Origin of the sequence: Georgenia satyanarayanai, assembly GCF_900116375.1 — a bacterium.
GTDB lineage: Bacteria > Actinomycetota > Actinomycetes > Actinomycetales > Actinomycetaceae > Oceanitalea > Oceanitalea nanhaiensis.
Window position 1 is genome coordinate 44543 of sequence record NZ_UETB01000002.1, and the last position, 24317, is coordinate 68859.

Here is a 24317-nt window from a genome sequence, read left to right on the forward strand (position 1 = left end):
GTAGGGCGGACGCCGTTGTCCGTGCCGTCCTGCTCCTCCTGCCGCGTGCCGTCGAGCACTGCGGACACGTCCATCGTGGTCTCCATTCCTCGAGCCGCCCGCCCGAGCTGGTGCGACAAGTGTGCGCCGCGTCCCGGCACGCAGCCATCCACCGCGAGAACGGCTGCGCGTGGACCAAAGGACGACTGTGTCCGGTCCCCGGTGCCCCCAGCGGGACTCGAACCCGCACTGAGCCGATTTTAAGTCGGCTGCCTCTGCCGATTGGGCTATGGGGGCGACGCCCGAACATCCTAGGCGGGCGCCGGCCTCACGCCGTCGCGCGGCAGCGCGCCAGGACGTCGTCGAGCATGGCCTCGGTGAGCCGGCCCGTGAAGGTGTTCTGCTGGGAGACGTGGTAGGACCCGATGAGCCGAACGGTCCGTCCGCCCGGGGAGGTCACGTCCGCCTCGGCGCCGTGCCCGAAGGCCGGCCGCGGCCGTGGGACCTGCCAGCCGAGCGCGACGAGCGCGACCAGCGCGGCCTGCCAGGCGATCCCGCCCAGGGCGAGCACCGCCGTCGTCGTCGGCTCCAGGAGGGTGATCTCCCGGTGCAGCCAGCCGGCGCAGGCGGCCCGCTCGTCCGGGGTGGGGCGGTTGTCGGGCGGGGCGCAGCGGACGGCGGGGACGATGCGCGCGCCGGTGAGCTCGAGGCCGTCGTCAGCGGCGACGGACGTCGCCTGGTTGGCGTAGCCGGCGCGGTGCAGTGCCGCGAAGATCCAGTCCCCGGAGCGGTCCCCGGTGAAGAGCCGGCCGGTGCGGTTGGCCCCGTGGGCGGCAGGGGCGAGACCGACGACGAGCAGGTGGGCGGCAGGGTCCCCGAAGCCGGCCGCGGGCCGGCCCCAGTAGGTCTCCTCGGCGAAGGCCCGGCGCTTGACGTCGGCGACGTGCTCGCGCCAGTCGACCAGGCGCGGGCAGGCGCGGCAGACGGTGGAGCGGGCGTCGAGGGTGGCAAGGTCCCCGCTGCCTGCCGCCAGCCGGCGCACCCCGGCCGCGGAGCGCGCCACGGGCGTCTGCGGGGTGGCGCGGTCTCCCGGCCACCCGCTCCCGGGAGGGACATGGCTCATGCCGCCATGATGGCCGATCCGCGCGCGGGGGGGCCGGGTCAGCGCAGGCTGAGCGCGATCCCGTCGAGGATGTCGTGCTCGCTCGTGCGGACCGTGGGCAGGTTCCCGGTCGCGCGCTGGACAGCGCTGACGACCTCGCCCCAGATCAGGGCACCGGCGCCGATGACGTCGACCCGCCCCGGGTGCATGAAGCCCATCGCTGCCCGCTCCTCGCGGGTGGCGTGGAGCAGCGCCTCGCAGGACGCCAGCACGGCGGGGGTGGGCAGCTCGGCGCCGTCGATGCGGGAGCGGTCGTACTCGGGCAGGTCGAGCGCGTGCGCGGTCACCGTGGTGACCGATCCCGCGACCCCGACGACGGTGCGCACCTCGGCGAGCGATATCTCCCTGGCCGCCTCGGCGAGCGCGTCCCGCACGTCCTGCCGGGCCGCCCTCACCTGCTTGCCGGTGGGCGGGTCGGCGCGCAGGTGCCGCTCGGTGAGCCGGACGCTGCCCATGTCGAGGGAGACGCCGGTGCGGGGCACGTCGTCGCCCACGACGAGCTCGGTGGAGCCGCCGCCGATGTCGACGACGAGGAGCGGGCGCGGCTGCTCGGAGCCGATGACGCTCGCGGCGCCGGCGAAGGACAGCGCGGCCTCCTCCTGACCGCTGACGACCTCGGGCTCGACGCCGAGCAGGGTGCGGACGCCGTCGACGAAGGTGTGGCGGTTGCCGGCGTCGCGGGTGGCGGACGTCGCGACGAACCGGATCGACTCGACACGGTGCTCGGCGCAGATCTCGGCGTAGCGGCGCACCGCGGTGAGGGTGCGCCCGAGCGCGGCGGGGTCGAGCATGCCGGTGCGGTCCACGCCCTGCCCGAGGCGCACGACCTCCATCTGGCGCGTCACCTCCACGAGCGGCCCGCGGCGCGAGACGTCGGCGATGAGGAGCCGGATGGAGTTCGTCCCGCAGTCGATGGCGGCGACGCGCGTCATCGCTCGCTCCCCTCGGTGCAGCTGCACCGGTCGACCCGCCAGCGCGGACCGATGAGCTGCAGCGCCTCGTCCCCCAGCGGGTTGACCCCGGGGCCTGCGGCGAGGGCGTGGCCGACGAGGACGTGCAGGCACTTGACCCGGGTGGGCATCCCACCGGCGGAGACGCCGGCGATCTCCGGGACCTCGCCGAGCTCGGCACGGCGTGCGAGGTAGTCCTCGTGGGCCGCGGTGTAGGCGGCGGCGAGCTCCTCGTCCTGCGCCAGGCGCTCGGTCATCTCGCGCATGACGCCCTCGGCCTCGAGCGTGCTCACGGCCCGCACGGCGCCGGGGGCGGTGAGGTAGAAGGTCGTGGGGAAGGGCGTGCCGTCGTCCAGGCGCGGCGCGGTGCGCACGACGACCGGGCGGCCGCACACGCACCGGGCAGCGATGTCGACGACGCCACGAGGGGGCCGGCCGAGCTGCTCGGCCAGGACGTCGAGGTCCTCGGGCGTCACGGTCGGGGAGACGGGGTGCGCGTCGGTCACCGGGCGATTGTCCCCCACGGACCGGCGGGCGACGAAACCTCAGCCCTCCGGCGGTGGCTTCTCGCCCGGGACAGCCTGGCCGGCCATCGACACCGACTCCCACAGCGCGAGGTACCACGGGGCGTCGGCCATCCCGGGCACGCCGGACGCCTCGGTCTCGGCCTCGGCGTCCTCCCCGAGGACCGTCTCGGGGTCCACGACCCGGAAGGTCTGCTCCCCCGGCATGACGTAACCGAGCCGGTCGCGGGCCTGCGCCTGGACGAAGGTCTCGTCCTGCCACTGCTCGAGCTCGAGCTCGAGGGCGGAGTTGCGCTTCTCCGCGGTGACGATGTCCGCGCTGAGCTGGCGCAGCTGCTCCTGCTGCTCGACCGCGTGGCGCAGGGTGGGCGCGAGGACGATGAACGCGACGAGCACGACGACGAAGAGCCCCAGGCCGCGCAGGGTGATCGTGGGGCTGGTCGCCTCCTCGCCCGGGTCCTGCTGGGCGGCGCGCGCGGCGGGCGCGGCCGGGGAGGGGCGGCTGGAACCGGTGGCACGGCTGGGGCCCGCGGGGCGGCTGGGTGCGGACGGCCGGGCGGCGTCCGCGTACCCGCCACGTCGCCCGCCGGAGGGGCGCACGGAGGTGGGCCGCGCGGCGCCACCGGTACCGCGGCGGCCGGTCGGGCGGCGCGCTGTCATGTCCTCATCGTCTCTCACGCTCGGCCCGGCGCCCGGTAGCCCGTGCACGTGAGTCGGCCGGCCCGGCACCCCGTGAGGGGGCCGGGCCGGCCGTGGTGCGCGGGTGCTCAGGCGCGCGGGAAGGCGGAGCGTCCGGCGTAGACGCCGGCCTCGTCGAGCTCCTCCTCGATGCGCAGGAGCTGGTTGTACTTGTTGATGCGCTCGCCGCGGGCGGGCGCGCCGGTCTTGATCTGGCCGGCGTTGACGGCCACGGACAGGTCCGCGATCGTCGTGTCCTCGGTCTCACCGGAGCGGTGGGAGACCATGGCGGTGAACCCGTTGCGCTGGGCGAGGGAGACGGCGTCCAGGGTCTCGGTCAGCGTGCCGATCTGGTTGAGCTTGACCAGCAGGGAGTTGGCCGAGCGGAGCTCGATGCCCTTGGCCAGGCGCTCGGGGTTGGTGACGAACAGGTCGTCACCGACGATCTGGGTGCGGGTGCCGATGGCGGCGACGAGGTCGGACCAGCTGCCCCACTCGTCCTCGCTCAGCGGGTCCTCGATGGACACGAGCGGGTAGTCCGCCACGAGCTGGGTGTAGTAGGCGACCATCTGCTCGGGCGTGGTGGCCGTCCCCTCGAACTGGTAGGCGCCGTCCTTGAAGAACTCGGTGGCGGCGACGTCCAGGGCCAGGGCGATGTCCTCGCCCGGGGTGAAACCGGCCTTCTCGATGGCCTCGAGGATGAGGTCCAGGGCGGCGCGGTTGCTCTCCAGGTTGGGGGCGAACCCGCCCTCGTCGCCCAGGCCGGTGGCCAGGCCGCGGCTCTTGAGCACGGACTTGAGGGAGTGGTAGGTCTCCGCCCCCCAGCGCAGCGCCTCCTTGAAGGTGGCGGCACCGACCGGCGCGACCATGAACTCCTGGATGTCGACGTTCGAGTCCGCGTGGGAGCCGCCGTTGAGGATGTTCATCATCGGGACCGGCAGCACGTGGGCGTTGGGTCCGCCGACGTAGCGGAAGAGGGACAGACCGGCGCTCTCGGCGGCCGCGCGGGCCACGGCGAGGGAGACGCCGAGGATGGCGTTGGCGCCGAGCTTGCCCTTGTTGGCGGTGCCGTCGAGCTCGATGAGGGTCTGGTCGATGATGCGCTGCTCGCTGGCCTCGAGTCCGAGGACCTCGGGGGCGATGTCGTCGACGACGGCGTTCACGGCGTCCTGGACGCCCTTGCCGAGGTAGCGGCCCTTGTCGCCGTCACGGCGCTCGACGGCCTCGAACGCGCCGGTCGAGGCGCCCGAGGGCACCTCCGCGCGCGCGACGGTGCCGTCGTCCAGTGCGACCTCGACCTCCACGGTGGGGTTGCCACGCGAGTCGAGGATCTCGCGTGCTCCTACGGCCTCGATGCTGGCCACGGATGTCTCCTTCATGTCGACGTCAGACTTGTCGCTGTCCACGATAGTCCCGCGACCGCGGACGCGACCGGGACCTCCGTCAGCTGGGACCCTGTCCGCGGCCGTCCTGGAGCCGGCGCAGGTGGGCGCGCAGGGCTGCCTCGGCGTCGACACCGGCGTCCTCGGCGCGCAGGACGAGGCCCATGAGCTCGCGGCCCAGGGCGGCCTCCTCGTCGACGACGGCGGGCGAGGAGTCCGCGTCGAGCAGTACGTCGTCGGCCGTTCCCTCACGGCGCAGGCGGCGGGTCACCTTTTGGGCGCGGGCGAGCGCGGGCAGCGCGAGCGGGATGCCGGCGAGCACGTCCTCACCGGTCCGCTCGAGCTTCTTGATCTCGTGCCAGGCGGCCTCGACGTCGGCTGCCGAGCGTGCGGCGTCGGCCTCCGCAAAGACGTGGGGGTGGCGGCGGACGAGCTTGTCGAGAAGGACCTGGGCGACGTCGTCGAGGCCGAAGGGGTCGCTGGGGTGCTCCTCCGCGACGCGCGCGTGGAAGAGGACCTGGAGGAGGAGGTCGCCGAGCTCGCCGCGCAGGGCGTCACGGTCGTCGGACTCGGCGGCCTCGGCGAGCTCGAAGGCCTCCTCGACGGCGTAGGGCGCGAGCGACCGGTGGGTCTGCTCGGCGTCCCAGGGGCAGCCGCCGGGTGAGCGCAGCCGGTCCATGGCCGCGACGACGGCGGCCAGTGCCTCCCCCTGGCCGGTCACCCGAGGGGGGTGGCCGGCGTGGTGGTCGTGGCGATCCAGGGCAGGGCCTGCGGGGCGATCTGGCCGCTGGGGTCGAACTCGCCGTAGCGGGGGCTGACCTCGACGTCGGCCTGGCTGATGCGCTCGGTGATCGCCTGCGCGGCCGCGGCACCCTCGGGGGCCGCAGCGAGGCGCTGGTTGACGAGAGTCATCTGCGCGACGTCGATGACACCGCTGCCGTAGCCGTCCTCGGGAGCGGGGAGTCCGGCGGCCTCGGCCTGCTGGTCGAGCAGGGCGACGGCCTCGTCCTCGGAGGCGCCCACCCCGTGCTCGGAGCCGACCTCGAGGAGGAGGGGGGCGACGACGAGGGTGCCGAGCATGGCGCCCGGCTCGACCTGCTGGCCGGTGACGGCGGCGAAGTCGGACACGGCGCGCGAGAGCTCGGCCTCGCTGATGCGCTCACCGTCCACGACGGCGGCGGCACCGGGGTGCGCGGAGCAACCTCCGAGCGCGAGTGCGGTCAGCAGGGCGGCTGCGGCGGTGCCGCGGCTCAGCCTCGTCGATGTCACCGTGTTACCTCCCTCGTCCGGCCGGCGGCGCACCAGCCCCCACCATCGTACGGGAGCCGGGGAGCGCTCCTGGCCCGCCGAGGCGGGCAGGACTGCTCGTCAGAGAAGGTCGTGGTCGGTGGCGCCGCAGCACTCGCAGAAGAAGTGGCGGGTGCGGGTCGCGCCGCGGGCCTCGGGGCAGTAGACCTCGATGCCGTCACGGTCGATGTCCTCGGCCGTGGACGTGCTGCGGGTGCGCTCTGCGGTGGCAGTGCTCATGTCGTCTCCTTCCGTCACTCCCACTGTCACACCGACCACTGACATCCCCCCGGCTGCCACGCCGTCACCGTCCCCTGCGCCCCCCGCGCCCCAAGCGCCCACAGACGCGCCCCCATGCGCCCACCCCCGCGCCCCCATGCGCCCACAGCTGACTTGTTACTGGAACAACTCAGCCGTCGGTGGTGTCGAGAGCGGGGTGGGGTCAGGGTGTGGAGGTGGCGACCTGGGCGGCGGCGGCGACCGAGGAGGTGAGCACCGCCTCGATGAGCTCCCCCGCCCACACGAGCAGGGCGGCGTCGTGCAGCGGCTTGCCCGCCACCTTCGCCGTCGTCGGGAACGGGACGAGGATGGTCCGGACGGCCGGCTTGAGCACGGTGCCCGGGTAGAGGCGCTTGAGGCGCAGCTGGGCCGACTCCGGCAGCTCGACCGGCGCGAAGCGGACGTACCTGCCCTGCGCGGTGATGTCGCTCAGGCCCACCGCGCGGGCCCGCGTCCGCAGCGCCGCGACCGCGAACAGCCGCTCCACCTGCTCCGGGACGGGCCCGTACCGGTCGGCGAGCTCGGTGCGCACGGCGTCGATCGCGGCGTCGTCGTCAGCGGCGGAGATCTTCGCGTACGCCTCCAGACGCAGCCGCTCGTGCTCGATGTAGTCGTGGGGCACGTGCGCGTCGACCGGCAGCTCGATGCGGACGTCGGCCTTCTCCTGCTCCTTCTCCCCGCGGAACTCCGCGACGGCGTCGGCCACCATCCGGATGTAGAGGTCGAAACCGACGCCGGCGATGTGGCCCGACTGCTCCCCGCCGAGCAGGTTGCCCGCCCCTCGGATCTCGAGGTCCTTCATCGCGACCTGGATGCCGGACCCGAGCTCGGTGTGGGCGGCGATGGTCGTGAGCCGGTCGTGCGCCGTCTCGGTGAGCGGCTTCTCCGGCGGGTAGAGGAAGTAGGCGTAGGCACGGTCACGGCCACGCCCCACCCGGCCGCGCAGCTGGTGGAGCTGGGACAGGCCGAAGGTGTCGGCACGGTCGACGAGCAGGGTGTTGGCGTTGGAGATGTCCAGGCCGGTCTCGACGATCGTCGTGCAGACGAGGACGTCGAACTCCTTGTTCCAGAAGTCCTGGATGACCCTCTCCAGCTGGTGCTCGCCCATCTGCCCGTGGGCGACGGCCACCCGGGCCTCCGGCACGAGCTCGGAGATGCGCGAGGCGGCCCGCTGGATCGAGGAGACCCGGTTGTGGACGAAGAAGACCTGCCCCTCACGCAGCATCTCGCGCCGGATCGCGGCGGCCACCTGCTTCTCCTCGTAGGGGCCGACGTAGGTGAGGATCGGGTGGCGCTCCTCCGGCGGGGTCGCCAGCGTCGACATCTCCCGGATACCGGTGATCGCCATCTCCAGGGTGCGCGGGATCGGGGTCGCGCTCATCGCGAGGACGTCGACGTCGGTGCGCAGCTGCTTGAGCGTCTCCTTGTGCTCGACGCCGAAGCGCTGCTCCTCGTCGATGATCACCAGCCCCAGGTCCTTGAAGCGGGCCTCCCCGGTGAGGAGGCGGTGGGTGCCGATGACGACGTCGACCGTGCCCGCGCTCAGGCCCTCGCGGGTCTCGGCGGCCTCCTTGTCGGTCTGGAAGCGCGACAGGGCGCGCACCTCCACCGGGAACCCGGCGTAACGCTCGGAGAATGTGTCGAAGTGCTGCTGGACGAGCAGGGTCGTGGGGACGAGCACGGCCACCTGCTTGCCGTCCTGGACCGCCTTGAAGGCGGCACGCAGGGCGATCTCCGTCTTGCCGTAGCCGACGTCACCGGACAGGAGGCGGTCCATCGGCATCTGCCGCTCCATGTCCGCCTTGACCTCCTCGATGGTGACGAGCTGGTCGGGCGTCTCGACGTAGGGGAAGGCGTCCTCGAGCTCACGCTGCCACGGGGTGTCGGGGCCGAAGGCGTGCCCCTTGGTCGAGGCGCGCGCCGCATAGAGACGGATGAGCTCGGCGGCGATCTCACGGACGGCCTTGCGGGCACGGCTCTTCGTCTTGGCCCAGTCCCCGCCGCCCATCTTGTTGACGCTGGGCGCCTCCCCGCCGGAGTACTTCGTCACCTGGTCCAGGGAGTCCGTCGGCACGAAGAGCCGGTCCCCGGGCTGACCGCGCTTGGAGGACGCGTACTCGATGACGAGGTACTCGCGGGTGGTGGCCTCCTTCCCGCGGCCCACGGTGCGCTGGATGAGCTCGATGAAACGCCCGACGCCGTGCTGCTCGTGGACGACGTAGTCGCCGGGCCGCAGGGCGAGGGGGTCGACGACGCCCCGGCGCCGCGAGGGCATCTTGCGCATGTCGCGGGTGGAGGTCCCCGCGCGGCCGGTGAGGTCGGACTCGGTGACGATCGCGAGCCGCAGCCCGGGGGCGACGAAGCCGCGCGGGACGGACGCCGGCGTGACGAGGACGACGGAGGCGGGCGGCTCCTCGACGACGTCCTCGACCTGGCGAGCGGGGACGTCGGCGTCGGCGAGCTGCTCGACCATGCGCCGGGCCGGGCCGGGCCCCTGGGTGGTGACGAGGAGCCGCCACCCGTCCTGGGTGAGGGCGCGCAGGTCGGCGAGGGCGCGCGGGAGGTCGCCGCGGTAGGGCTCGACGTCGCGGGCGGCGACGGCGGCGGTGTCCTCGCCCGCTGCGCCGTCGTCGTCGGGGGCGTCGGGCATCTCGGCGGACAGACTGGTGAGGTCCCACCAGCCCAGCCCGCGGCCGCGGGCGAGGTCGTGGGTGTCCTCGAGCGTCGCGAAGGAGGCGCTGCGCAGCTCGACGGGCGTCGTGCCGCCTGCCGCGGCGGAGGCCCAGGCCGCGGCGAGGAACTCCTCGGTGGTGGACACCAGGTCGTGCGCGCGGCGGCGGATGCGCTCGGGCTCGGACATGAGGACGAGCGCGTCGTCGGGGACGAGGTCGAGCACCGGCTGGAGGCCGTCCACGAGGAGCGGGGCCAGGGACTCCATCCCCTCGACGGCGATGCCCTCGCTCAGCCGCTCGAGCATGTCCGCGGCGCCGGGCATTTCCGCGACGAGTGCCTTGGCGCGGGCGCGGACCGCTCCGGTGAGGAGCATCTCGCGCGCTGGCGGCGCCCACAGGCCGTGGTCGGCGACGTCGAGGCTGCGCTGGTCCGCGACGGAGAACCAGCGGATCTCCTCGACGGTGTCACCCCAGAACTCCACGCGCATCGGGTGGTCCTCGGCCGGCGGGAACACGTCGAGGATGCCGCCGCGGACGGCGAACTGGCCGCGGGCCTCGACCATGTCGACGCGCGAGTAGGCCGCCGCGGACAGGCCGGCCGCCACGTCCTCGAGGCTGTGCTCGTCACCGACCTCGAGCTCGACCGGCTGCAGCTCGCCGAGCCCCTTGATGACCGGCTGGAGCAGCGCCCGCACCGGCATGACAAGCACCCGGATCGGGCCGGTGCGGCCGGTGCCGGGGTGGGCGAGGCGGCGGAAGACCGCGATGCGGCGGGCCACGGTGTCGCTGCGCGGGGAGAGCCGCTCGTGCGGGAGGGTCTCCCACGAGGGCAGCACGGCGACGTCGTCGGCCGGAAGGAAGTTACGGACGGCGGCAGCGGCGTCGTCGGCCTCACGGCCGGTGGCGGTGACGACGACGACGGGCCGGTCGGTGCGCCCCTCACGCTCGGTGATCGCCGCGACGAGGGCAGCACGGACTCCGAGCGGGATGCTCACGGTCCGCTCGCCGCCGTGCGCGGCCGCGGCGACCGCCTGGGCGAAGGCGGGGTCGGCGAGGAGCGGAGGGATGAGTCCGGTGAGTCGCATGGGTCCTTCGCGGGTGGGCAGCACAGGCGCCCCGCATCCTGGCAGGAGCGGGGGACCCTCCGATTCTACGGCGGCTCGCCGCCCGTCTCCCGGTGAGCCGTGCCGTTCCGCTGCCGGCCGAGCCGAGGTGCGGCACACTGGGCCGATGGCGCGCTACATCGAGCTCCACCCCCAGGACCCCCAGCCGCGCCGCCTCGCGCAGGTCACCGAGGCGCTGCGCGACGGCGGCCTCATCGCCTACCCGACCGACTCCGGGTACGCGCTCGGCGCACGGCTGGGCAGCAAGGAAGCCCTCGACCGGATCCGCACGATCCGGCGGCTGGACGACAAGCACCACTTCACCCTCATGTGCGCCACCCTCGCGCAGGCGGGCACCTTCGTCATCCTCGACAACGCCGCCTTCCGGCTGGTGAAGTCGCTGACGCCCGGTCCCTACACCTTCATCGTCAAGGCGACGAAGGAGGTGCCCCGGATGATGCTCCAGCCGAAGAAGCTCACCGTCGGCGTGCGCGTGCCGGACCACCGGGTGCCCCTCGCGCTGCTGTCCGAGCTCGGGGAGCCGATGCTCACCTCCTCGCTCATCCTGCCGGGCAGCGCGGAGACGATGTCGGAGGGCTGGGTCGTCAACGACGAGATCGGGCACCTCGTGGACGTCGTCGTCGACGCACCGGTGGCATCGGTCGAGCCGACCACCGTCGTCGACCTCACCGGCGGCACGCCCGAGGTGGTGCGTGCCGGCGCGGGAGACACCTCCCGCTTCGAGTGAGCCTCAGGGGGTGTGGAGGCGCAGCTGTGCCTTCTCCAGACCCTCGGTGACGACGTGCTCGACGGCGTCGGCCGCCTCCTCCAGCGTGACGAGGAGCTCGGGCCGCTCGGCAGGGGAGAAGTCGCGCAGGACGAAGTCCGCGGCGTCCATCCGGCCCGGCGGTCGGCCGATGCCGACGCGCAGGCGCACGTAGTCGCGGGTGCCGGTCGAGGCGGAGATGGACCGCAGGCCGTTGTGCCCACCCTCGCCGCCGCCGCGCTTGAGACGCAGCGTGCTCGGCGGCAGGTCGAGCTCGTCGTGGATGACGAGGAGGCGCTCCGGGGGGATGTCGTAGAAGCGGAGCAGGGCGCTGACCGGTTCGCCGGAGACGTTCATGTACGTGCCGGGGATGGCGAGGACGACCCGCGGTCCGGGCGCCCCACCCGGAAGCACGCCGAGGCGTGCGTCGGCCACGTGGGCGCGCGCCTTGTGGCTGGTGAGCGAGCTGCCGGCACGGCGGGAGAGGAGGTCGATGACCATCCGCCCGACGTTGTGCCGGTTGCCGGCGTACTTCGGGCCGGGGTTGCCGAGCCCGGCCACGAGCCAGGTGTCGTTCATGTCTCTCCCTGCACAGACGTGAGCCCACGTCACGCCCTGCCGGGCGTGACGTGGGCTCAGGGCATCAGGCCTCGGAGGAGTCCGCGCCGGCGGAGGAGCCGGCCTCGGCGGACGCCTCGTCGGCGGCGAGGTCGTCGGCCGACGCACGCGGCGTGGAGACGATGACGACCTCGTGCTCCGGGTCGACGTCGATCGTCGCGCCCTCGGGGCGGGGGATGTCGCTGACGCGCAGGATGGCGCCGTCCTCGAGACCCTCGATGGAGACCTCGATGATCTCGGGGATGTTCGTCGCCGGGACGGTCACCGTGAGGTGCTGCAGCTCGACCTGGTGGATCGTGCCGGGAGCGGACTCGCCGACGACGTGGACCGGGACCTCGACGGTGACCTTCTCGCCCTTGCGGACGATGACGAGGTCGACGTGGTCGATCGTGCGGCGGACCGGGTCGCGCTGGACGTCCTTGGCGAGGGCGGTCTGCTTCTTGCCGTCGATGACGAGGGTGAGCAGCGCGTTCGCGTTGTCCTTGAGCGCGAGGAAGGTCGCGTGGGACTCGAGCGCGAGGTGCTGGGGGGCCTCACCGTGCCCGTAGAGGACGGCCGGGATGAGGTTCGCGCGGCGGGTGCGGCGGGCGGCGCCCTTGCCGAACTCGGTGCGGGTCGAGGCGTTGAGGGTATGGGTGTCGGCCACGGGGATCTCCTGTTGGGCGTCGGTACGGCGGCAGCGCCAGGGCACGGGAGGACACGCGGCACCCGGAGGCGCCACCGCGTCGATCACGGAGCCGGTGTCCGAACTCCCTCGCCGAGGCAACCTGTCGATGATACCCGACGCGCAACCACCCGATCGAGCGCAGGTGAACGTGACGACCGCTACCCGCATCGCCGGCGCGCTCGGCTGCTTCACCTGCGGTCGCCGCCCGGGACGAGGCCGACCGATGCCATCAGGCGCGCGAACGTCTCGAGGCGATAGGCCTCGTCCCAGGTCCAGCGCGCCATGTCGTTCCCCGCCCGGCGCAACCGGTCCTCGCGCTGCTTCTCCTTCCAGAGGGCTTCGCGCGCATCCTCGTCGGAGCCCAGAAGCTCGCGTCCGAACTTCACGAAGCCGTCGAACTCTCCGCAGAGGCCGAGCTCCGGCCACCAGAAGTCGGTGCGTCCGATGAAGCCGTTCTCGTCGAAGAACTCCTCCTGCAGCACCGGTAGGGGCACCGCCAAGGTGATCATCTGCGCGCGGCTCAGTGACTCACCGACGGACTCTGCGCGTCCGTCGGCGTGCTCGACGACGGCACGGGCACGCTGGATGCCCCGTGTCCCGGCGAGCCGCTCAACCTCGGCCTCGAGCTCCGCGGTCGTCACGAGGCCGTGCCTCACAGCGTAATCGGCGCTCGCCAGTCCGGAGGCGAAGCTCCGCACCCGTGCCAGGTCCACGACGGTGCGCGGTGCCGATGTCACGGCGATGCCGTCGACGAGGATGACCTCGGGCACGTACCGGGTCCCGTGGCGCGCCACGTGGGCGCTGCCACGACCTCCGGATCCCGCTTCCTCCACGACATGGGTGACCGTCGGCCACCCACCGACGATGGGAAGCCCGAGCAGGACCGCTGCGGACTCGCGGGCCAGGGGCGCCGAGACCTTCAGGGACTCGACAGTTGCCCGGACGTAGAGCTCGTACCGCCGTTCCTTCCCGGCCGCTTCCCACTCCGTACGTGGCAGATAGGTCCCGTGCCGGACCTTGACGTACTGGGAGGCGTTCCTCCTGGGGTCGACACCTCGCGAGACAGCCTGGCGCGTTCGGATCAGAGTGGGAGGCGGCTGGTTCATCGAGCCAGAGTCGGGCACCACCCGCCCACCCGGCGCGGAGGCAGCGCGGTCCTGTGGAGCCCTGGCCACTCTCCGTCGCTGTGGATCACCCCGGTCGGTCGTCCCCACCCGGGCAGCGACCGTAGGCCCCCCACCCGCGAGCGCAGGCGAAAGTGACGGCCGCGGGTGTCGCGAGACCCGCGGCCGTCACTTTCGCGTGCACTCGATCCGGAGGAGGACGGCGGCCTCCGACGGACGGCGGCTTCTCGGAGGCGGTCCGGGAGGGCCGCGGACGCCGGAGGCCCTACGCGTTGCCGTCGAAGAGGCTGGTCACCGAGCCGTCGTCGAACACCGCACGGATCGCACGCGCGAGGAGCGGCGCGATCGGCAGCACCGTGAGCTGGGGGAAGTGCTTGCTCACGTCGATCGGGAGGGTGTCGGTGATGACGACCTCCCGGGCGCCGCACTCGCTCAGCCGCTGCGCGGCCGGGTCGGACAGCACGCCGTGGGTGGCGGCGACGATGACGTCCCGCGCCCCGGCGGCCTTGACCACCTTGACGGCCTCGGCGATGGTGCCGCCGGTGTCGATGAGGTCGTCGACGAGCACGCAGGTGCGCCCCTCGACCTCACCGACCACGCGGTTGGCCACCGCCTGGTTCGGCCTGGTGATGTCGCGGGTCTTGTGGACGAAGGCGAGCGGTCCCCCGCCGAGCTTCTCGGCCCACTTCTCGGCCACCCGGATGCGGCCGGCGTCCGGGGAGACGACGGTGACGTTGCTCGTGTCGACCCGTGAACGCACGTAGTCGGTGAGGATCGGCATCGCCCACAGGTGGTCGACGGGCCCGTTGAAGAAGCCCTGCACCTGCGCGGCGTGGAGGTCCACCGACATGAGGCGGTCCGCGCCGGCGGTCTTGAACATGTCGGCGATGAAGCGCGCGGAGATGGGCTCGCGGCCCTTGTGCTTCTTGTCCTGCCGGGCGTAGGGGTAGAAGGGCGCGATGACCGTGATGCGCTTGGCCGAGGCACGCTTGAGCGCGTCGACCATGAGCAGCTGCTCCATGAGCCACTGGTTGATCGGCGCCGTGTGCGACTGGAGCACGAAGGCGTCCGAGCCTCGCACGCTCTCCTCGAAGCGGACGTAGATCTCACCGTTGGCGAAGTCGTACGCCGTGGTGGGGACGAGCTCGGTCTCGAGCTCCTCGGCGACGGCGCTCGCCAGGGCGGGGTGCGCACGTCCGGACACAAGGACGAGTCGCTTCTCGCCGCGTGAGGTGATGCCTGTCATCGCTCGGTGCTGCTCCCGGTCGTGTCGGAGGGGGCGTCGCCGTCGCGAGGGACGGCGGTGCCGTGGTTGCCGCGGGCCAGCTCGGCCCGTGCCTGGGGGGAGAGCTCACGATCCTCGTCGGCCCCGAGCACCTTGCTCGCGGCCTCCGCGGAGGGCGTACCGGGCCGGCGCCGCAGCACCCAGCCCTCGATGTTGCGCTGCGTCATGGAGTTGACGGCCAGCGCGCCCGGCGGGACGTCCTTGAGCAGGACGGTGCCCGCACCGGTGTAGGCGCCGTCACCGACGGTCACCGGCGCGACGAACATGTTGTCCGAGCCGGTGCGCGCGCCGTTGCCGACCTTCGAGCGGTGCTTCTTCACGCCGTCGTAGTTGACGAAGACGGAGGCGGCGCCGATGTTCGTGCCCTCCCCGATCTCCGCGTCACCGACGTAGGACAGGTGCGGGACCTTGGAGCCGGCGCCGATCTGCGCGTCCTTGGTCTCGACGAACGTGCCGATCTTGCCGCCCTCGCCCAGGACGGTGTCCTGGCGCAGGTAGGCGAAGGGGCCGACCGTGGCGCGCGGGCCGACGGTGGCGCTGAAGCCGTGGGTGCGGACGACGGTCGCCTCGGCGCCGACGACGACGTCACGCAGGGTGGTGTCGGGACCGATCTCCGCGCCGTCGTCGACGGTCGTGGAGCCGTGCAGCTGGGTGCCGGGGTGGATGGTGACGTCGCGGCCGAGGCGGACCTCGACGTCGACCCACGTGGTGGCGGGGTCGACCACGGTGACGCCGGCCCGCATCCACTCGGCGACGACACGGCGGTTGAGCTCGGCGCCGATCGCCGCGAGCTGGGCGCGGTCGTTGACGCCGGTCACGAGCCACTCGTCCTCGACGACGAGCGCACGCACCCGCTTGCCGTCGCCGTGGGCGAGGGCGACGACGTCGGTGAGGTAGACCTCGCCCTGGTCGTTGGCGTCGTCCACGCGGGTGAGGGCGTCACGGAGCACGTCGGCGTCGAAGACGTACACGGAGGCGTTGATCTCGTCGATCTCACGCTGCTCGGCGGTGGCGTCGCGCTCCTCGACGATCGCGACGACGTCGCCGCTCTCGTCGCGCACCACTCGCCCGTAGCCGTAGGGGTCGAGCAGGCGGGTGCTGAGCAGGGTGACGGCGTTGCCGTCGGCCTCGTGCGCCGCCAGCATCTGCTGCAGGGTGGCGGAGTCGAGCAGGGGCACGTCCCCGGCGGTGACGACGACCGGACCCTCGAGGCGTCCGCCGCCGGACGCGGCGACGCCGGACAGGAGCGCCGCACCGGCCTCCTCGAGCCCGTCGAGGACCCCGAGCGCGCACTGGACCGCGCGGCCAGTCCCGGGCACGGCGTCCTGGTCGACGACGACGACGCCGGGCAGCTCCTCCTCGGCGTGCGCGGCGACGGTGTCCCGCTCGTGGCGCACGACGACGGCGAGGCGCCGCGGGTCGAGCTCGGCACCGGCGCGGAGCGCGAAGCCGAGGAGGCTGCGGCCGGCGATGCGGTGCAGCACCTTCGGCGTCCGGGACTTCATTCTCGTGCCCTCACCTGCGGCAAGGACGATGACGGCGGCTGGCTGGGCACTCACGCGTGTCGGCTCCCTCGTCGGGTCCTGCTCGGGGTTGTCCCCGGGCTTCGTGCGCTCACCACTCTATCCCGGCGCGAGACGCACGGACCCGCCGTTCCCCGCCTGCGGGGACCGTCCGCGGGGCTCCGCCCCCAGGATTCGAACCCGGACCTCAAGGCACCAAAGGCCTGTGTGCTGCCGTTACACCAGGGCGGATCGCGTCGCGGAGCGGCGCAGCGCCTAGTGTGCCAGGCCGTCGCGGACGTCCTCGGCCGGTCCCCGCCCCGGCAGGCATGATGGGCGGGTGACCAGTGACCGATCTCGCACGTCCCGCGCCCGGATGACCGCCGGCCAGCGCCGCGAGCAGCTGCTCGACGTCAGCCGCGAGCTCTTCGCCGAGAAGGGCTTCGAGGGCACGAGCGTGGAGGAGATCGCGTCCCGCGCGAAGGTCTCCAAGCCTGTCGTCTACGAGCACTTCGGCGGCAAGGAGGGCGTGTACGCCGTCATCGTCGACCGCGAGCTGCAGCAGCTGCTGGCGGCGCTGAGCGGCGCACTGGAGACGGGCGGTCACCCCAAGCGGATCGTCGAGCGGACGGCGCTGGCCCTGCTCGAGTACATCGAGCTCAACACCGACGGCTTCCGCATCCTCGTGCGCGACTCCCCCGTCGCGCAGGCCACCGGCACCTTCTCCTCGCTCATCGGGGACGTCGCGACACAGGTGGAGCACCTGCTGGCCGAGCAGTTCCGCCGTCGTGGGCTGCCCACGAGCACGGCACCGATCTACGCGCAGATGCTCGTCGGCATGATCGCGCTCACCGGGCAGTGGTGGCTCGAGGCACGCAGCCCCGATCGCGAGACCGTCGCCGCGCACCTCGTCAACCTCTCGTGGAACGGCCTGCAGTCCCTGGAGAAGCACCCGCGCCTCACCGGCCTGCCGGACTCTGCCGCGACCTGAGCCGCACGTTCCGGGCGTCACACCGGTCCCCTAGACTCGGGCCGAACAGCGCCCGGATATCACGGAAGAGGCCATGCCACACCTCGAGTTCGACCACCTCAACAAGGCGTACGGCTCGCTCCGCGCCCTCACGGACCTCACCTTCTCCGTCGGGGCCGGGGAGATCTTCGGCTTCGTCGGCTCCAACGGAGCCGGCAAGACGACGGCGATGCGCATCGCGCTCGGCGTGCTCGCCGCCGACTCCGGCGAGGTGCGCTGGAAGGGGCAGCCCCTCGACCTCGACATGCGCCGCCGCGTCGGCTACATGCCCGAGGAGCGCGGCCTGTACCCGAAGATGAAGGTGGGCGAGCAGCTCGTCTACCTCGCGCGGCTGCACGGTATGAACGAGAAGCAGGCCACCGCCTCGATGGAGCAGTGGACCGAACGCCTGGGTGTCGCCGCGCGCCGCGACGACGACGTCGAGAAGCTCTCCCTGGGCAACCAGCAGCGCGTGCAGCTGGCCGCCGCACTCGTCCACGAGGCGGAGATCCTCGTGCTCGACGAGCCGTTCTCCGGGCTGGACCCGGTGGCCGTCGACGTGATGAGCGGCGTCCTCGCCGAGCGCGCCGCCGCCGGCGTCCCCGTCGTCTTCTCCTCCCACCAGCTCGACCTCGTCGAGCGTCTGTGCGACCGCGTCGGCATCGTCCGCGCCGGGCAGATGGTCGCCGTCGGCACGAAGGAGGAGCTGCGCCGCACGCCGAACGCGCGTTGGCGGGCTGTCGTGGACGGCGCCTCGGCCGGGTGGGCACGGACGGTGCCCGGGGCCCGGGTGCTGTCCGACGACGGCCGCGAGGTGGTCGTCGAGCTCACCGGCCACGACGCAGGGGTCGAGCAACCGCTGCTGGCCGCCGCGACCAGCGCCGGACAGCTGCGCGAGTTCGGGCCGGTCGTGCCGTCGCTCGCCGACCTGTTCCGTGGCGTCGTCAGCGAGACCGAGGAGAAGGACGCAGCATGAGCACGAAGGACCGCACCAGCCGCAACTCCACCCTCGCCAACGTCGGGATGGTGGCCCGCCGCGAGGTGAAGGCGCGCTTCTTCACGAAGTCGAACCTCATCTCGCTGGCCATCATGACCGCCGTCATCGTCGTCGGGATCTTCGTCCTCGACTACTTCGCCGGCCGGGAGGGCGACGACGCCGCGGACTTCACCGTCGCGCTCGACAGCGGCACCGCCGAGCTCGAGCCCCAGCTCGTCGCCGCCGGGTTGGCCCTCGACACCACGGTCGACGTCGAGGAGCTCAGCCGCGACGACGCCGAGCCGCGCCTGGCCGAGGACCTCGACGCCTTCCTCGGCGGGGACCCCGCCCGTCCGGAGATGCTCGTCGAGGAGGACGCCGACCAGCAGCTCCTCGCCGTCGTCACCAGCGCCGTCCAGGCCCACGTCCTCGCCACCCAGGTGAGCGAGCTCGGTGGGGACCCGCAGGCCTTCAACGAGGCGCTCGCGACGGCCGGCCCGCAGGTCGCGAGCGTCCAGACCGACGAGGACGCCGACCAGTTCGGACCGCAGTACCTCGTGGCCGTGCTCGCGATCTCGCTGCTCCTCTTCGCCCTCATCGGCTCGGGCTCCCTCATCGCGATGGGCGTGGTGGAGGAGAAGACCTCCCGCGTGGTGGAGATCCTGCTCGCGACGATCCGGCCCTCCGAGCTGCTCGCCGGCAAGATCCTCGGCATCGGGATCGTCAGCCTCGTCCAGGTGGTCGTGCTCAGCGCTGCCGCGGCCGTCCCCGCCTGGGTCACCGGCCTCCTCGACGGCTTCCAGATCGACCTCGGCGGGACGCTGCTGCTCGTCCTCCTGTGGTTCTTCCTCGGCTTCACCGTGTTCTCGCTGCTCTTCGGCGGCTTCGCGGCGCTCATCTCGCGGCAGGAGGAGATCGGGGCGGTCACCACGCCGCTCATGTTCCTCATGTTCGTGCCGTACTACCTCGCGATGTTCATGGTGACGTCCGACCCGGACGGCACCGTGGTCCGGGTCCTGTCCCAGATCCCGTTCTTCTCCCCCTTCATGATGCCGGTGCGTCACGTGTTCGGCGGTGTCGAGACGTGGGAGATGCTCCTGTCCATCGGCATCGCGCTCGTGGCGATCCCGGTGCTCGTCCTCATCGCCGGGCGCGTCTACCGCCGCGGCGTCCTCCACACCGGTGGGCGGATGAAGCTGACGGACGCGCTGCGGGGCTGACACCCCCGCCGCACCGTCGAGAGCCGGACTCCTTGCCCGAGGAGTCCGGCTCTCGCGCATGAACGGGGGTGTGAGCGCCTCCACCGATTTATCTCGATGTCGAGTAATCTCGGGGCATGCTCCAGGGTCAGGACGAGGTCGACCGCATCGTTGCGGCGTGGGGCCGGGAGCGCCCCGACCTCGATCCTCGCCCGCTGCACGTCTTCTCCCGGGTCTCACGCCTCTCGCGCCGGCTCGACCTCGCCCGCCGTCGGGTCTTCATCGACCACGCGCTCGAGGGCTGGGAGTTCGACGTCCTGTCCGCGCTGCGACGCGCCGGCGCATCCTACGAGCTGACCGCGGGGCGGCTGCTCAACGAGACGCTCGTGTCCTCGGGAACGATGACCAACCGCATCGACCGGATGGTCGCCCACGGGTACGTCGTGCGCGCGGTCGGGGCGACGGACCGTCGCGTCGTCCTCGTCCGCCTCACCCCCCGCGGCAAGGAGACGGTCGACGCCGCGATGGCCGACCTCCTCGACTCCGAGCAGCAGCTGCTCGCCGAGCTCGAGCCGGAGGAGGCGGAGCTCCTCACCAGTCTCCTGCGCCGGCTCCTGCTCCCGCTGGACTCCTAGCCGCCCGGGCCCGCCGGGGCGGGCGTGACGTTGTGGTTGTACCGGAAGACGTTGCCCGGGTCGTAGGTCCGCTTGACCTCCCGCAGCCGCTCGAGGATCCCGCCGGGATAGGCCGCGACGACGTCGTCCGCCGTCCTCTCCGACATGAAGTTCATGTACCCCGCGCCGACCAGGCCGAGCGACCCCGCCGTGGCGTCGGCCCACGCCTGTGCGGTGGGCAGGGCGGTGACGTCCGGCGTGGGCGCGGCGACGGACGCCATGACGGCGTGGTGCCGGTGCGCGAACGCGGTCGCGTCCACCGGGACGCGGGCGATCGCCCCGCCCATGGGGCGGAGGTTGAGGGCCGTGAACGTCCTCGCGGTCGTCACCGCCTCGATGGCGGTGGCGGCCCACTGCTCGTCGAGGCGGTCGGTGAAGCCGGTCCGCATCACCGGGTGCAGCGGCTGGGGTGACCGGGGCGGGCCCTGCAGCATGTCGGCGTACGCGCGGGGGCCGATGTCGTCGACGAGCGGCTGACCGAGCGCCCGGAGGGGTGCGAGCGCCTCGGCCGCGTCCGCCTCCGGGCCCGACCAGCACACGAGGACGAGCATGATCGGTCTGCCGTGCAGCGACTCGGGGAGGAACGGCGCGGGCGGGGCGACGAGGAGGTTGATCATCGCGCTGAGCCCGTCGGCAGCGTCGAGGACCGCCTGATTGGCGGCGGCGAGGCGCTCGGGGGTGGGCTCGAGGACGAGCATCCCGCCGGTGACGGCCGACGTCGGATGCAGGCGGAGGGTCAGGCTCGTGACGACACCGAAGTTGCCGCCCCCGCCCCGGAGCGCCCAGAAGAGGTCCGGGTGGTGCTCCGGGTCCGCGGTGACGACGCTCCCGTCGGCGAGCACGACCTCGGCGGCGAGGACGTTGTCGACCGTGAGCCCGTCCCGGCGGCTGAGGAACCCGATGCCGCCGCCGAGGGCGATGCCCGCGACACCGACGGTCCCGGCATCCCCGAACCCGGTGGCGAGCCCGTGCTCCCCCGCCGCGCGGCTGTACGCGCCGGCGGTCGCACCGCCGCCGGCGTGGCCGACGAGCGCGTCCGGGTCGATCGAGACGGAGTCCAGGCCGCGCACGTCGAGGACGAGGCCGCGGGGACCGGCGCTGTGGTGGGCGTAGCTGTGGCCGCCGCTGCGGACAGCGACGGAGAGGCCCGCCTCTCGGGCGCCGCGGACGGCGGCGACGACCTCCGCCGTCGTGCGCACCTGCGCGACGGCGGCGGGCGGGTCGTCGAGGGCGGCGAACTCCCGGGCGGTGAGCTCGGCGAAGCCGTCGGCGTCGGGACGGTGGAGCCGGCCGGTCAGGGCCCGCTCCAGGTGGGCGAGGGCTGTCATCGTCGACCCCTATTCCAGTTCGGTCCGAGGCTCAGAGACTAGGACGACCCCCGCCGTCGTCCTAGCCCTTTCTCGTGCCGGCTACCCGACCTGCTCGGACAGCTCGAGCCAGCGCTCCTCCTGCTCGGCGACCTGCGCCTCGAGGGTGCGCAGCTCCTCCCCGAGCGCGGTGAGCCCGCCGTAGTCACCGGGGTCGTGCGCGGCCATCTGCGTGTGCAGCCGCTCGACCTGCGCGGAGAGCTTCTCCAGCCGCCGCTCGGCCGCCGCCATCTCCTTGCGGACCGCCCGCAGCTCGGCGCTGCTGGGTTGGCCGGCCGGCGCGGACGCGGCCGTGGCGCCGCCGGCGGCGGCGGTCGACGCGTCCTGCTGCCGACGGCGCAGCTCGAGGTACTCGTCCACACCCCCCGGCACGTGGCGCATCCGCCCGTCCATGACGGCGTACTGCTGGTCGGTGACCCGCTCGAGGAGGTAGCGGTCGTGGGAGACGACGATGAGCGTGCCGGGCCACGAGTCGAGGAGGTCCTCCATCGCGGCGAGCATGTCGGTGTCGACGTCGTTGGTCGGCTCGTCGAGGATGAGGACGTTGGGCTCGGCGAGCAGGATGAGGAGCAGCTGCAGGCGACGCTTCTGCCCGCCGGACAGCTCACCCACCCGGGCGGAGAGGTGCTCGCGGGCGAAGCCGAGCCGCTCGAGCAGCTGGGCCGGCGTCATCTCCTTGCCGTCGACGACGTAGCTGGTGCGGGTGCGGGCCAGCACCTCGCGGACGCGGTCGCCGGCGATCTCCTGGAGCTCGGTGAACTGCTGGTCGAGCATGGACAGTCGCACGGTCTTGCCGCGCTTGACCCGGCCCGAGGTGGGCTCCAGCGTGCCGGCGACCAGCGCCAGCAGCGTGGACTTGCCGGCACCGTTGGCGCCGAGGATCCCTGTCCGCTCACCCGGGGCGATGCGCCACTCGACGTCGCGCAGGATCTCCCGGCCGTCGAAGGACACCGAGACGTCGAGGAGGTCGACGACGTCCTTGCCCAGGCGTGCGGTGGCGAGGCGCGACAGCTCGGTGCGGTCCCGCAGCGGCGGCACGTCGGAGATGAGCTGGTTCGCGGCGTCGATGCGGAACTTGGGCTTGGAGGTGCGGGCGGGGGCGCCGCGACGCAGCCAGGCGAGCTCCTTCTTCATGAGGTTCTGCCGCTTGCCCTCGATGACGGCCGCCTGCCGGTCGCGCTCGACCCGCTGGAGGACGTAGGCCGCGTAGCCGCCCTCGAAGGGCTCGACGACGCGGTCGTGCACCTCCCACGTCGTCGTCGCGACCTCGTCGAGGAACCAGCGGTCGTGCGTGATGACGAGCAGGCCGCCCGCGCTGGCCGTCCAGCGCCGCTTGAGGTGGGCGGCGAGCCAGCTGATGCCCTCGACGTCGAGGTGGTTGGTGGGCTCGTCGAGGGCGATGACGTCCCAGTCCTCCACGAGGAGGGTGGCGAGGGCGACTCGGCGGCGCTGCCCACCGCTCAGTGTGCCGACCGCGGCGTCCCAGGAGAGGTCCGAGACGAGACCGTCGATGACGTCGCGCACGCGGGCGTCCCCGGCCCACTCGTGCTCCGGGCGGTCGCCGACGATCGTGTGGCCCACGGTGAGCGCGGGGTCGAGGGTGTCGGACTGGTCGAGCACGCCCATCCGCACGCCACCACGGCGGGTGACACGTCCGCCGTCGGGCTCGATCCGTCCGGAGAGCATGCCGAGGAGGCTCGACTTGCCGTCCCCGTTCCGGCCGACGATGCCGATGCGGTCGCCCTCGTCGACGCCGAGACTGACGGAGTCGAAGACGACTCGCGTCGGGTACTCCAGGTGCAGGGCCTCGGCCCCGAGAAGATGTGCCACCCGTCAAGGGTAGGTGCCCGTCGCGGGGCCCCCGGCCTCAGGCCCCGGTGATGGCCTCTCGCCTCCGGTAGCTGCGGGCGAGGCGGCTGACGACGACGGCGGCGATGACCATCGAGATGCCGGAGCCGACGAGCACGGCGAGGGTGCCCTCGTCGGCGACCTCGGTGACGTCGGCGTAGGCGAGCTCGTTCATGAGGAGGGAGACGGTGAAGCCGATGCCGCCGAGGGCTCCCGCCGCGAGGAGCTCCATACCGCCGAGGGTGGTCCCGCCCGCCCGCACGAACCGGGCCCCCAGCCAGCCGCCGAGCATGATGCCGACGATCTTGCCGACCGGCAGCGCGAGGACGATGCCCCAGAACGCCGGGGAGAGCTCGTTCAGCGGGACGGAGGGGATGACGACGAGGGCGGCCGAGAAGGCGAAGAGCGGCAGCACGACGCCGTTGGAGAAGGGCTCGAGGGCGTGCCGGGTGCGGTCCGCCGGACGGGACGCCATCGCGAGCCCGAGGGCCACGCCGGCGATCGTCGCGTGGACGCCGGACAGGACCACCAGGCCCCAGGTGACGAGGGCGACGACGACCATGAGGACGCCGACGAGCACCCGCGCCCGTCCGCCGAGGAGACGGCTGAGCAGCGCGAAGACCACGGTGCCGGCAGCCGCCGCGGCGATGAGGCCGAGGCTCGGGTCGCTCGTGAAGAAGACGGCGATGATGAGGATCGCGATGATGTCGTCGAGGATCGCCAGGGCGAGGAGGAAGACGCGCAGTCGGGCGGGCAGCCCGCGGCCGAAGACGGCGAGGATGCCGAGCGCGAAGGCGATGTCCGTGGCCGTCGGGATGGGCCAGCCGTTCTCGAGGCCCGAGCCGGCGGCGACGAGGAGGAACACCGCGATCGGGACGATCACGCCGCCGATCGCCGCGATGGCCGGCCGCATGGCCTTGGAGGGGCTGTTGAGCTCACCGGCCGTGAGCTCGTGCCGCAGCTCGATGGCCACGACGAAGAAGAAGACGGCGAGCAGCCCGTCACTGATCCAGTGTCCGACGCTCAGGCTGATCGCCGTCCCCGGCACGGACAGGTAGGTGTGCTGGAGCTCGCCGAGCGAGGGGCCGAGCGGGGAGTTCGCGGCGACGAGGCCGAGGACGGCCGCGACGAGCAGGAGCAGGGCGCCGGCGCGGGGCGACCGGAGTGCGGCGGTGACGGAGGAGGGCATGAGGTCCTGTCGTGAGGTCGGGCAAGAGAAGGAGCGGTCGACGGACCGCCCGCCGACCAGACTTCCCGGCACGCCGC

22 protein-coding genes and 2 tRNA genes are annotated in these 24317 nt (G+C 72.8%); 5 read left to right on the forward strand and 19 right to left on the reverse strand.

Features of this window, described 5'->3' with window-relative positions; all coding sequences use genetic code 11:
* Positions 1-202: 202 nt before the first annotated feature.
* The 10 genes from DSZ44_RS04345 to mfd all read right to left on the reverse strand — a co-directional run bounded on the left by DSZ44_RS04345 (position 203) and on the right by mfd (position 9998).
* Positions 203-276: transfer RNA gene (locus DSZ44_RS04345), tRNA-Leu, on the reverse strand.
* A 31-nt stretch (positions 277-307) separates the two neighbouring features.
* Positions 308-1102, reverse strand: a complete 795-nt coding sequence (locus DSZ44_RS04350; protein ID WP_110851397.1) for a uracil-DNA glycosylase — start codon at positions 1100-1102, stop codon at positions 308-310.
* Positions 1103-1140: 38 nt separating this feature from the next.
* Positions 1141-2073: a Ppx/GppA phosphatase family protein gene (locus DSZ44_RS04355; RefSeq protein WP_110851398.1), complete on the reverse strand. Its 933-nt coding sequence runs from the start codon at positions 2071-2073 to the stop codon at positions 1141-1143.
* A complete protein-coding gene (locus DSZ44_RS04360) occupies positions 2070-2597 on the reverse strand; it encodes a DUF501 domain-containing protein (protein ID WP_110851399.1) in 528 nt (175 codons plus the stop codon). Before DSZ44_RS04360 ends, DSZ44_RS04355 begins: the two co-directional genes overlap by 4 nt.
* Before the next feature lie 39 nt (positions 2598-2636).
* A complete protein-coding gene (locus tag DSZ44_RS04365) occupies positions 2637-3275 on the reverse strand; it encodes an FtsB family cell division protein (protein ID WP_110851400.1) in 639 nt (212 codons plus the stop codon).
* Positions 3276-3382: 107 nt separating this feature from the next.
* On the reverse strand, positions 3383-4657 hold the full coding sequence (gene eno, locus DSZ44_RS04370; protein WP_110851656.1) for a phosphopyruvate hydratase: 1275 nt from the start codon (positions 4655-4657) through the stop codon (positions 3383-3385).
* Between the two features lie 79 nt (positions 4658-4736).
* Positions 4737-5396, reverse strand: coding sequence for a nucleoside triphosphate pyrophosphohydrolase (locus DSZ44_RS04375; RefSeq protein WP_258369219.1), 660 nt, complete (start codon positions 5394-5396; stop codon positions 4737-4739).
* A complete protein-coding gene (locus tag DSZ44_RS04380; protein ID WP_110851401.1) occupies positions 5393-5944 on the reverse strand; it encodes a hypothetical protein in 552 nt (183 codons plus the stop codon). Before DSZ44_RS04380 ends, DSZ44_RS04375 begins: the two co-directional genes overlap by 4 nt.
* A gap of 99 nt (positions 5945-6043) precedes the next feature.
* The gene (locus DSZ44_RS18190; RefSeq protein ID WP_181424534.1) at positions 6044-6202 is read right to left on the reverse strand and encodes a hypothetical protein; all 159 of its coding nucleotides are present in this window, start codon (positions 6200-6202) and stop codon (positions 6044-6046) included.
* 202 nt (positions 6203-6404) lie between these two features.
* Positions 6405-9998 (reverse strand): transcription-repair coupling factor, encoded by a 3594-nt coding sequence (gene mfd, locus DSZ44_RS04385; RefSeq protein WP_110851402.1) that lies wholly within the window; start codon positions 9996-9998, stop codon positions 6405-6407.
* 145 nt (positions 9999-10143) lie between these two features.
* Between mfd and DSZ44_RS04390 the strand changes: the two genes are divergently transcribed.
* A complete protein-coding gene (locus tag DSZ44_RS04390; RefSeq protein ID WP_110851403.1) occupies positions 10144-10764 on the forward strand; it encodes an L-threonylcarbamoyladenylate synthase in 621 nt (206 codons plus the stop codon).
* Between the two features lie 3 nt (positions 10765-10767).
* Here the strand turns inward: DSZ44_RS04390 and pth are convergent, their stop codons facing one another.
* From pth to DSZ44_RS04420, 6 genes are all read right to left on the reverse strand, one after another.
* On the reverse strand, positions 10768-11361 hold the full coding sequence (gene pth / locus DSZ44_RS04395; protein ID WP_110851404.1) for an aminoacyl-tRNA hydrolase: 594 nt from the start codon (positions 11359-11361) through the stop codon (positions 10768-10770).
* Positions 11362-11425: 64 nt separating this feature from the next.
* Complete coding sequence (locus DSZ44_RS04400) at positions 11426-12046, reverse strand: 50S ribosomal protein L25/general stress protein Ctc (protein ID WP_258369221.1); 621 nt, start codon at positions 12044-12046, stop codon at positions 11426-11428.
* 209 nt (positions 12047-12255) lie between these two features.
* Complete coding sequence (locus DSZ44_RS04405; protein ID WP_146237475.1) at positions 12256-13173, reverse strand: type IV toxin-antitoxin system AbiEi family antitoxin; 918 nt, start codon at positions 13171-13173, stop codon at positions 12256-12258.
* Positions 13174-13456: 283 nt separating this feature from the next.
* Entirely contained in the window at positions 13457-14437 is a 981-nt protein-coding gene (locus DSZ44_RS04410; protein WP_110851406.1) for a ribose-phosphate diphosphokinase, read from the reverse strand.
* Positions 14434-15981 carry a bifunctional UDP-N-acetylglucosamine diphosphorylase/glucosamine-1-phosphate N-acetyltransferase GlmU gene (gene glmU, locus DSZ44_RS04415; protein ID WP_373681231.1) on the reverse strand — a complete coding sequence of 516 codons (1548 nt, stop codon included), beginning with the start codon at positions 15979-15981 and terminating at the stop codon, positions 14434-14436. Before glmU ends, DSZ44_RS04410 begins: the two co-directional genes overlap by 4 nt.
* Before the next feature lie 177 nt (positions 15982-16158).
* Positions 16159-16230 (reverse strand) — tRNA-Gln (locus DSZ44_RS04420).
* 124 nt (positions 16231-16354) lie between these two features.
* Between DSZ44_RS04420 and DSZ44_RS04425 the strand changes: the two genes are divergently transcribed.
* The 4 genes from DSZ44_RS04425 (at position 16355) to DSZ44_RS04440 (ending at position 19797) form a co-directional block, all read left to right on the forward strand.
* Complete coding sequence (locus tag DSZ44_RS04425) at positions 16355-16969, forward strand: TetR/AcrR family transcriptional regulator (RefSeq protein ID WP_110851408.1); 615 nt, start codon at positions 16355-16357, stop codon at positions 16967-16969.
* A 73-nt stretch (positions 16970-17042) separates the two neighbouring features.
* Complete coding sequence (locus DSZ44_RS04430) at positions 17043-17963, forward strand: ABC transporter ATP-binding protein (protein WP_110851409.1); 921 nt, start codon at positions 17043-17045, stop codon at positions 17961-17963.
* Positions 17960-19183: an ABC transporter permease gene (locus tag DSZ44_RS04435; RefSeq protein WP_110851410.1), complete on the forward strand. Its 1224-nt coding sequence runs from the start codon at positions 17960-17962 to the stop codon at positions 19181-19183. The genes DSZ44_RS04430 and DSZ44_RS04435 overlap by 4 nt, the downstream gene beginning before the upstream one ends.
* A 116-nt stretch (positions 19184-19299) precedes the next feature.
* A complete protein-coding gene (locus tag DSZ44_RS04440; protein WP_110851411.1) occupies positions 19300-19797 on the forward strand; it encodes a MarR family winged helix-turn-helix transcriptional regulator in 498 nt (165 codons plus the stop codon).
* Here DSZ44_RS04440 and DSZ44_RS04445 read toward each other — a convergent pair.
* From DSZ44_RS04445 to DSZ44_RS04455, 3 genes are all read right to left on the reverse strand, one after another.
* Positions 19794-21164 carry an FAD-binding oxidoreductase gene (locus tag DSZ44_RS04445; RefSeq protein WP_110851412.1) on the reverse strand — a complete coding sequence of 457 codons (1371 nt, stop codon included), beginning with the start codon at positions 21162-21164 and terminating at the stop codon, positions 19794-19796. The genes DSZ44_RS04440 and DSZ44_RS04445 overlap by 4 nt on opposite strands.
* Positions 21165-21245: 81 nt before the next feature.
* Positions 21246-23033 carry an ABC-F family ATP-binding cassette domain-containing protein gene (locus DSZ44_RS04450; protein ID WP_110851413.1) on the reverse strand — a complete coding sequence of 596 codons (1788 nt, stop codon included), beginning with the start codon at positions 23031-23033 and terminating at the stop codon, positions 21246-21248.
* 37 nt (positions 23034-23070) lie between these two features.
* Complete coding sequence (locus tag DSZ44_RS04455) at positions 23071-24240, reverse strand: Na+/H+ antiporter NhaA (RefSeq protein ID WP_110851414.1); 1170 nt, start codon at positions 24238-24240, stop codon at positions 23071-23073.
* Positions 24241-24317: the final 77 nt, after the last annotated feature.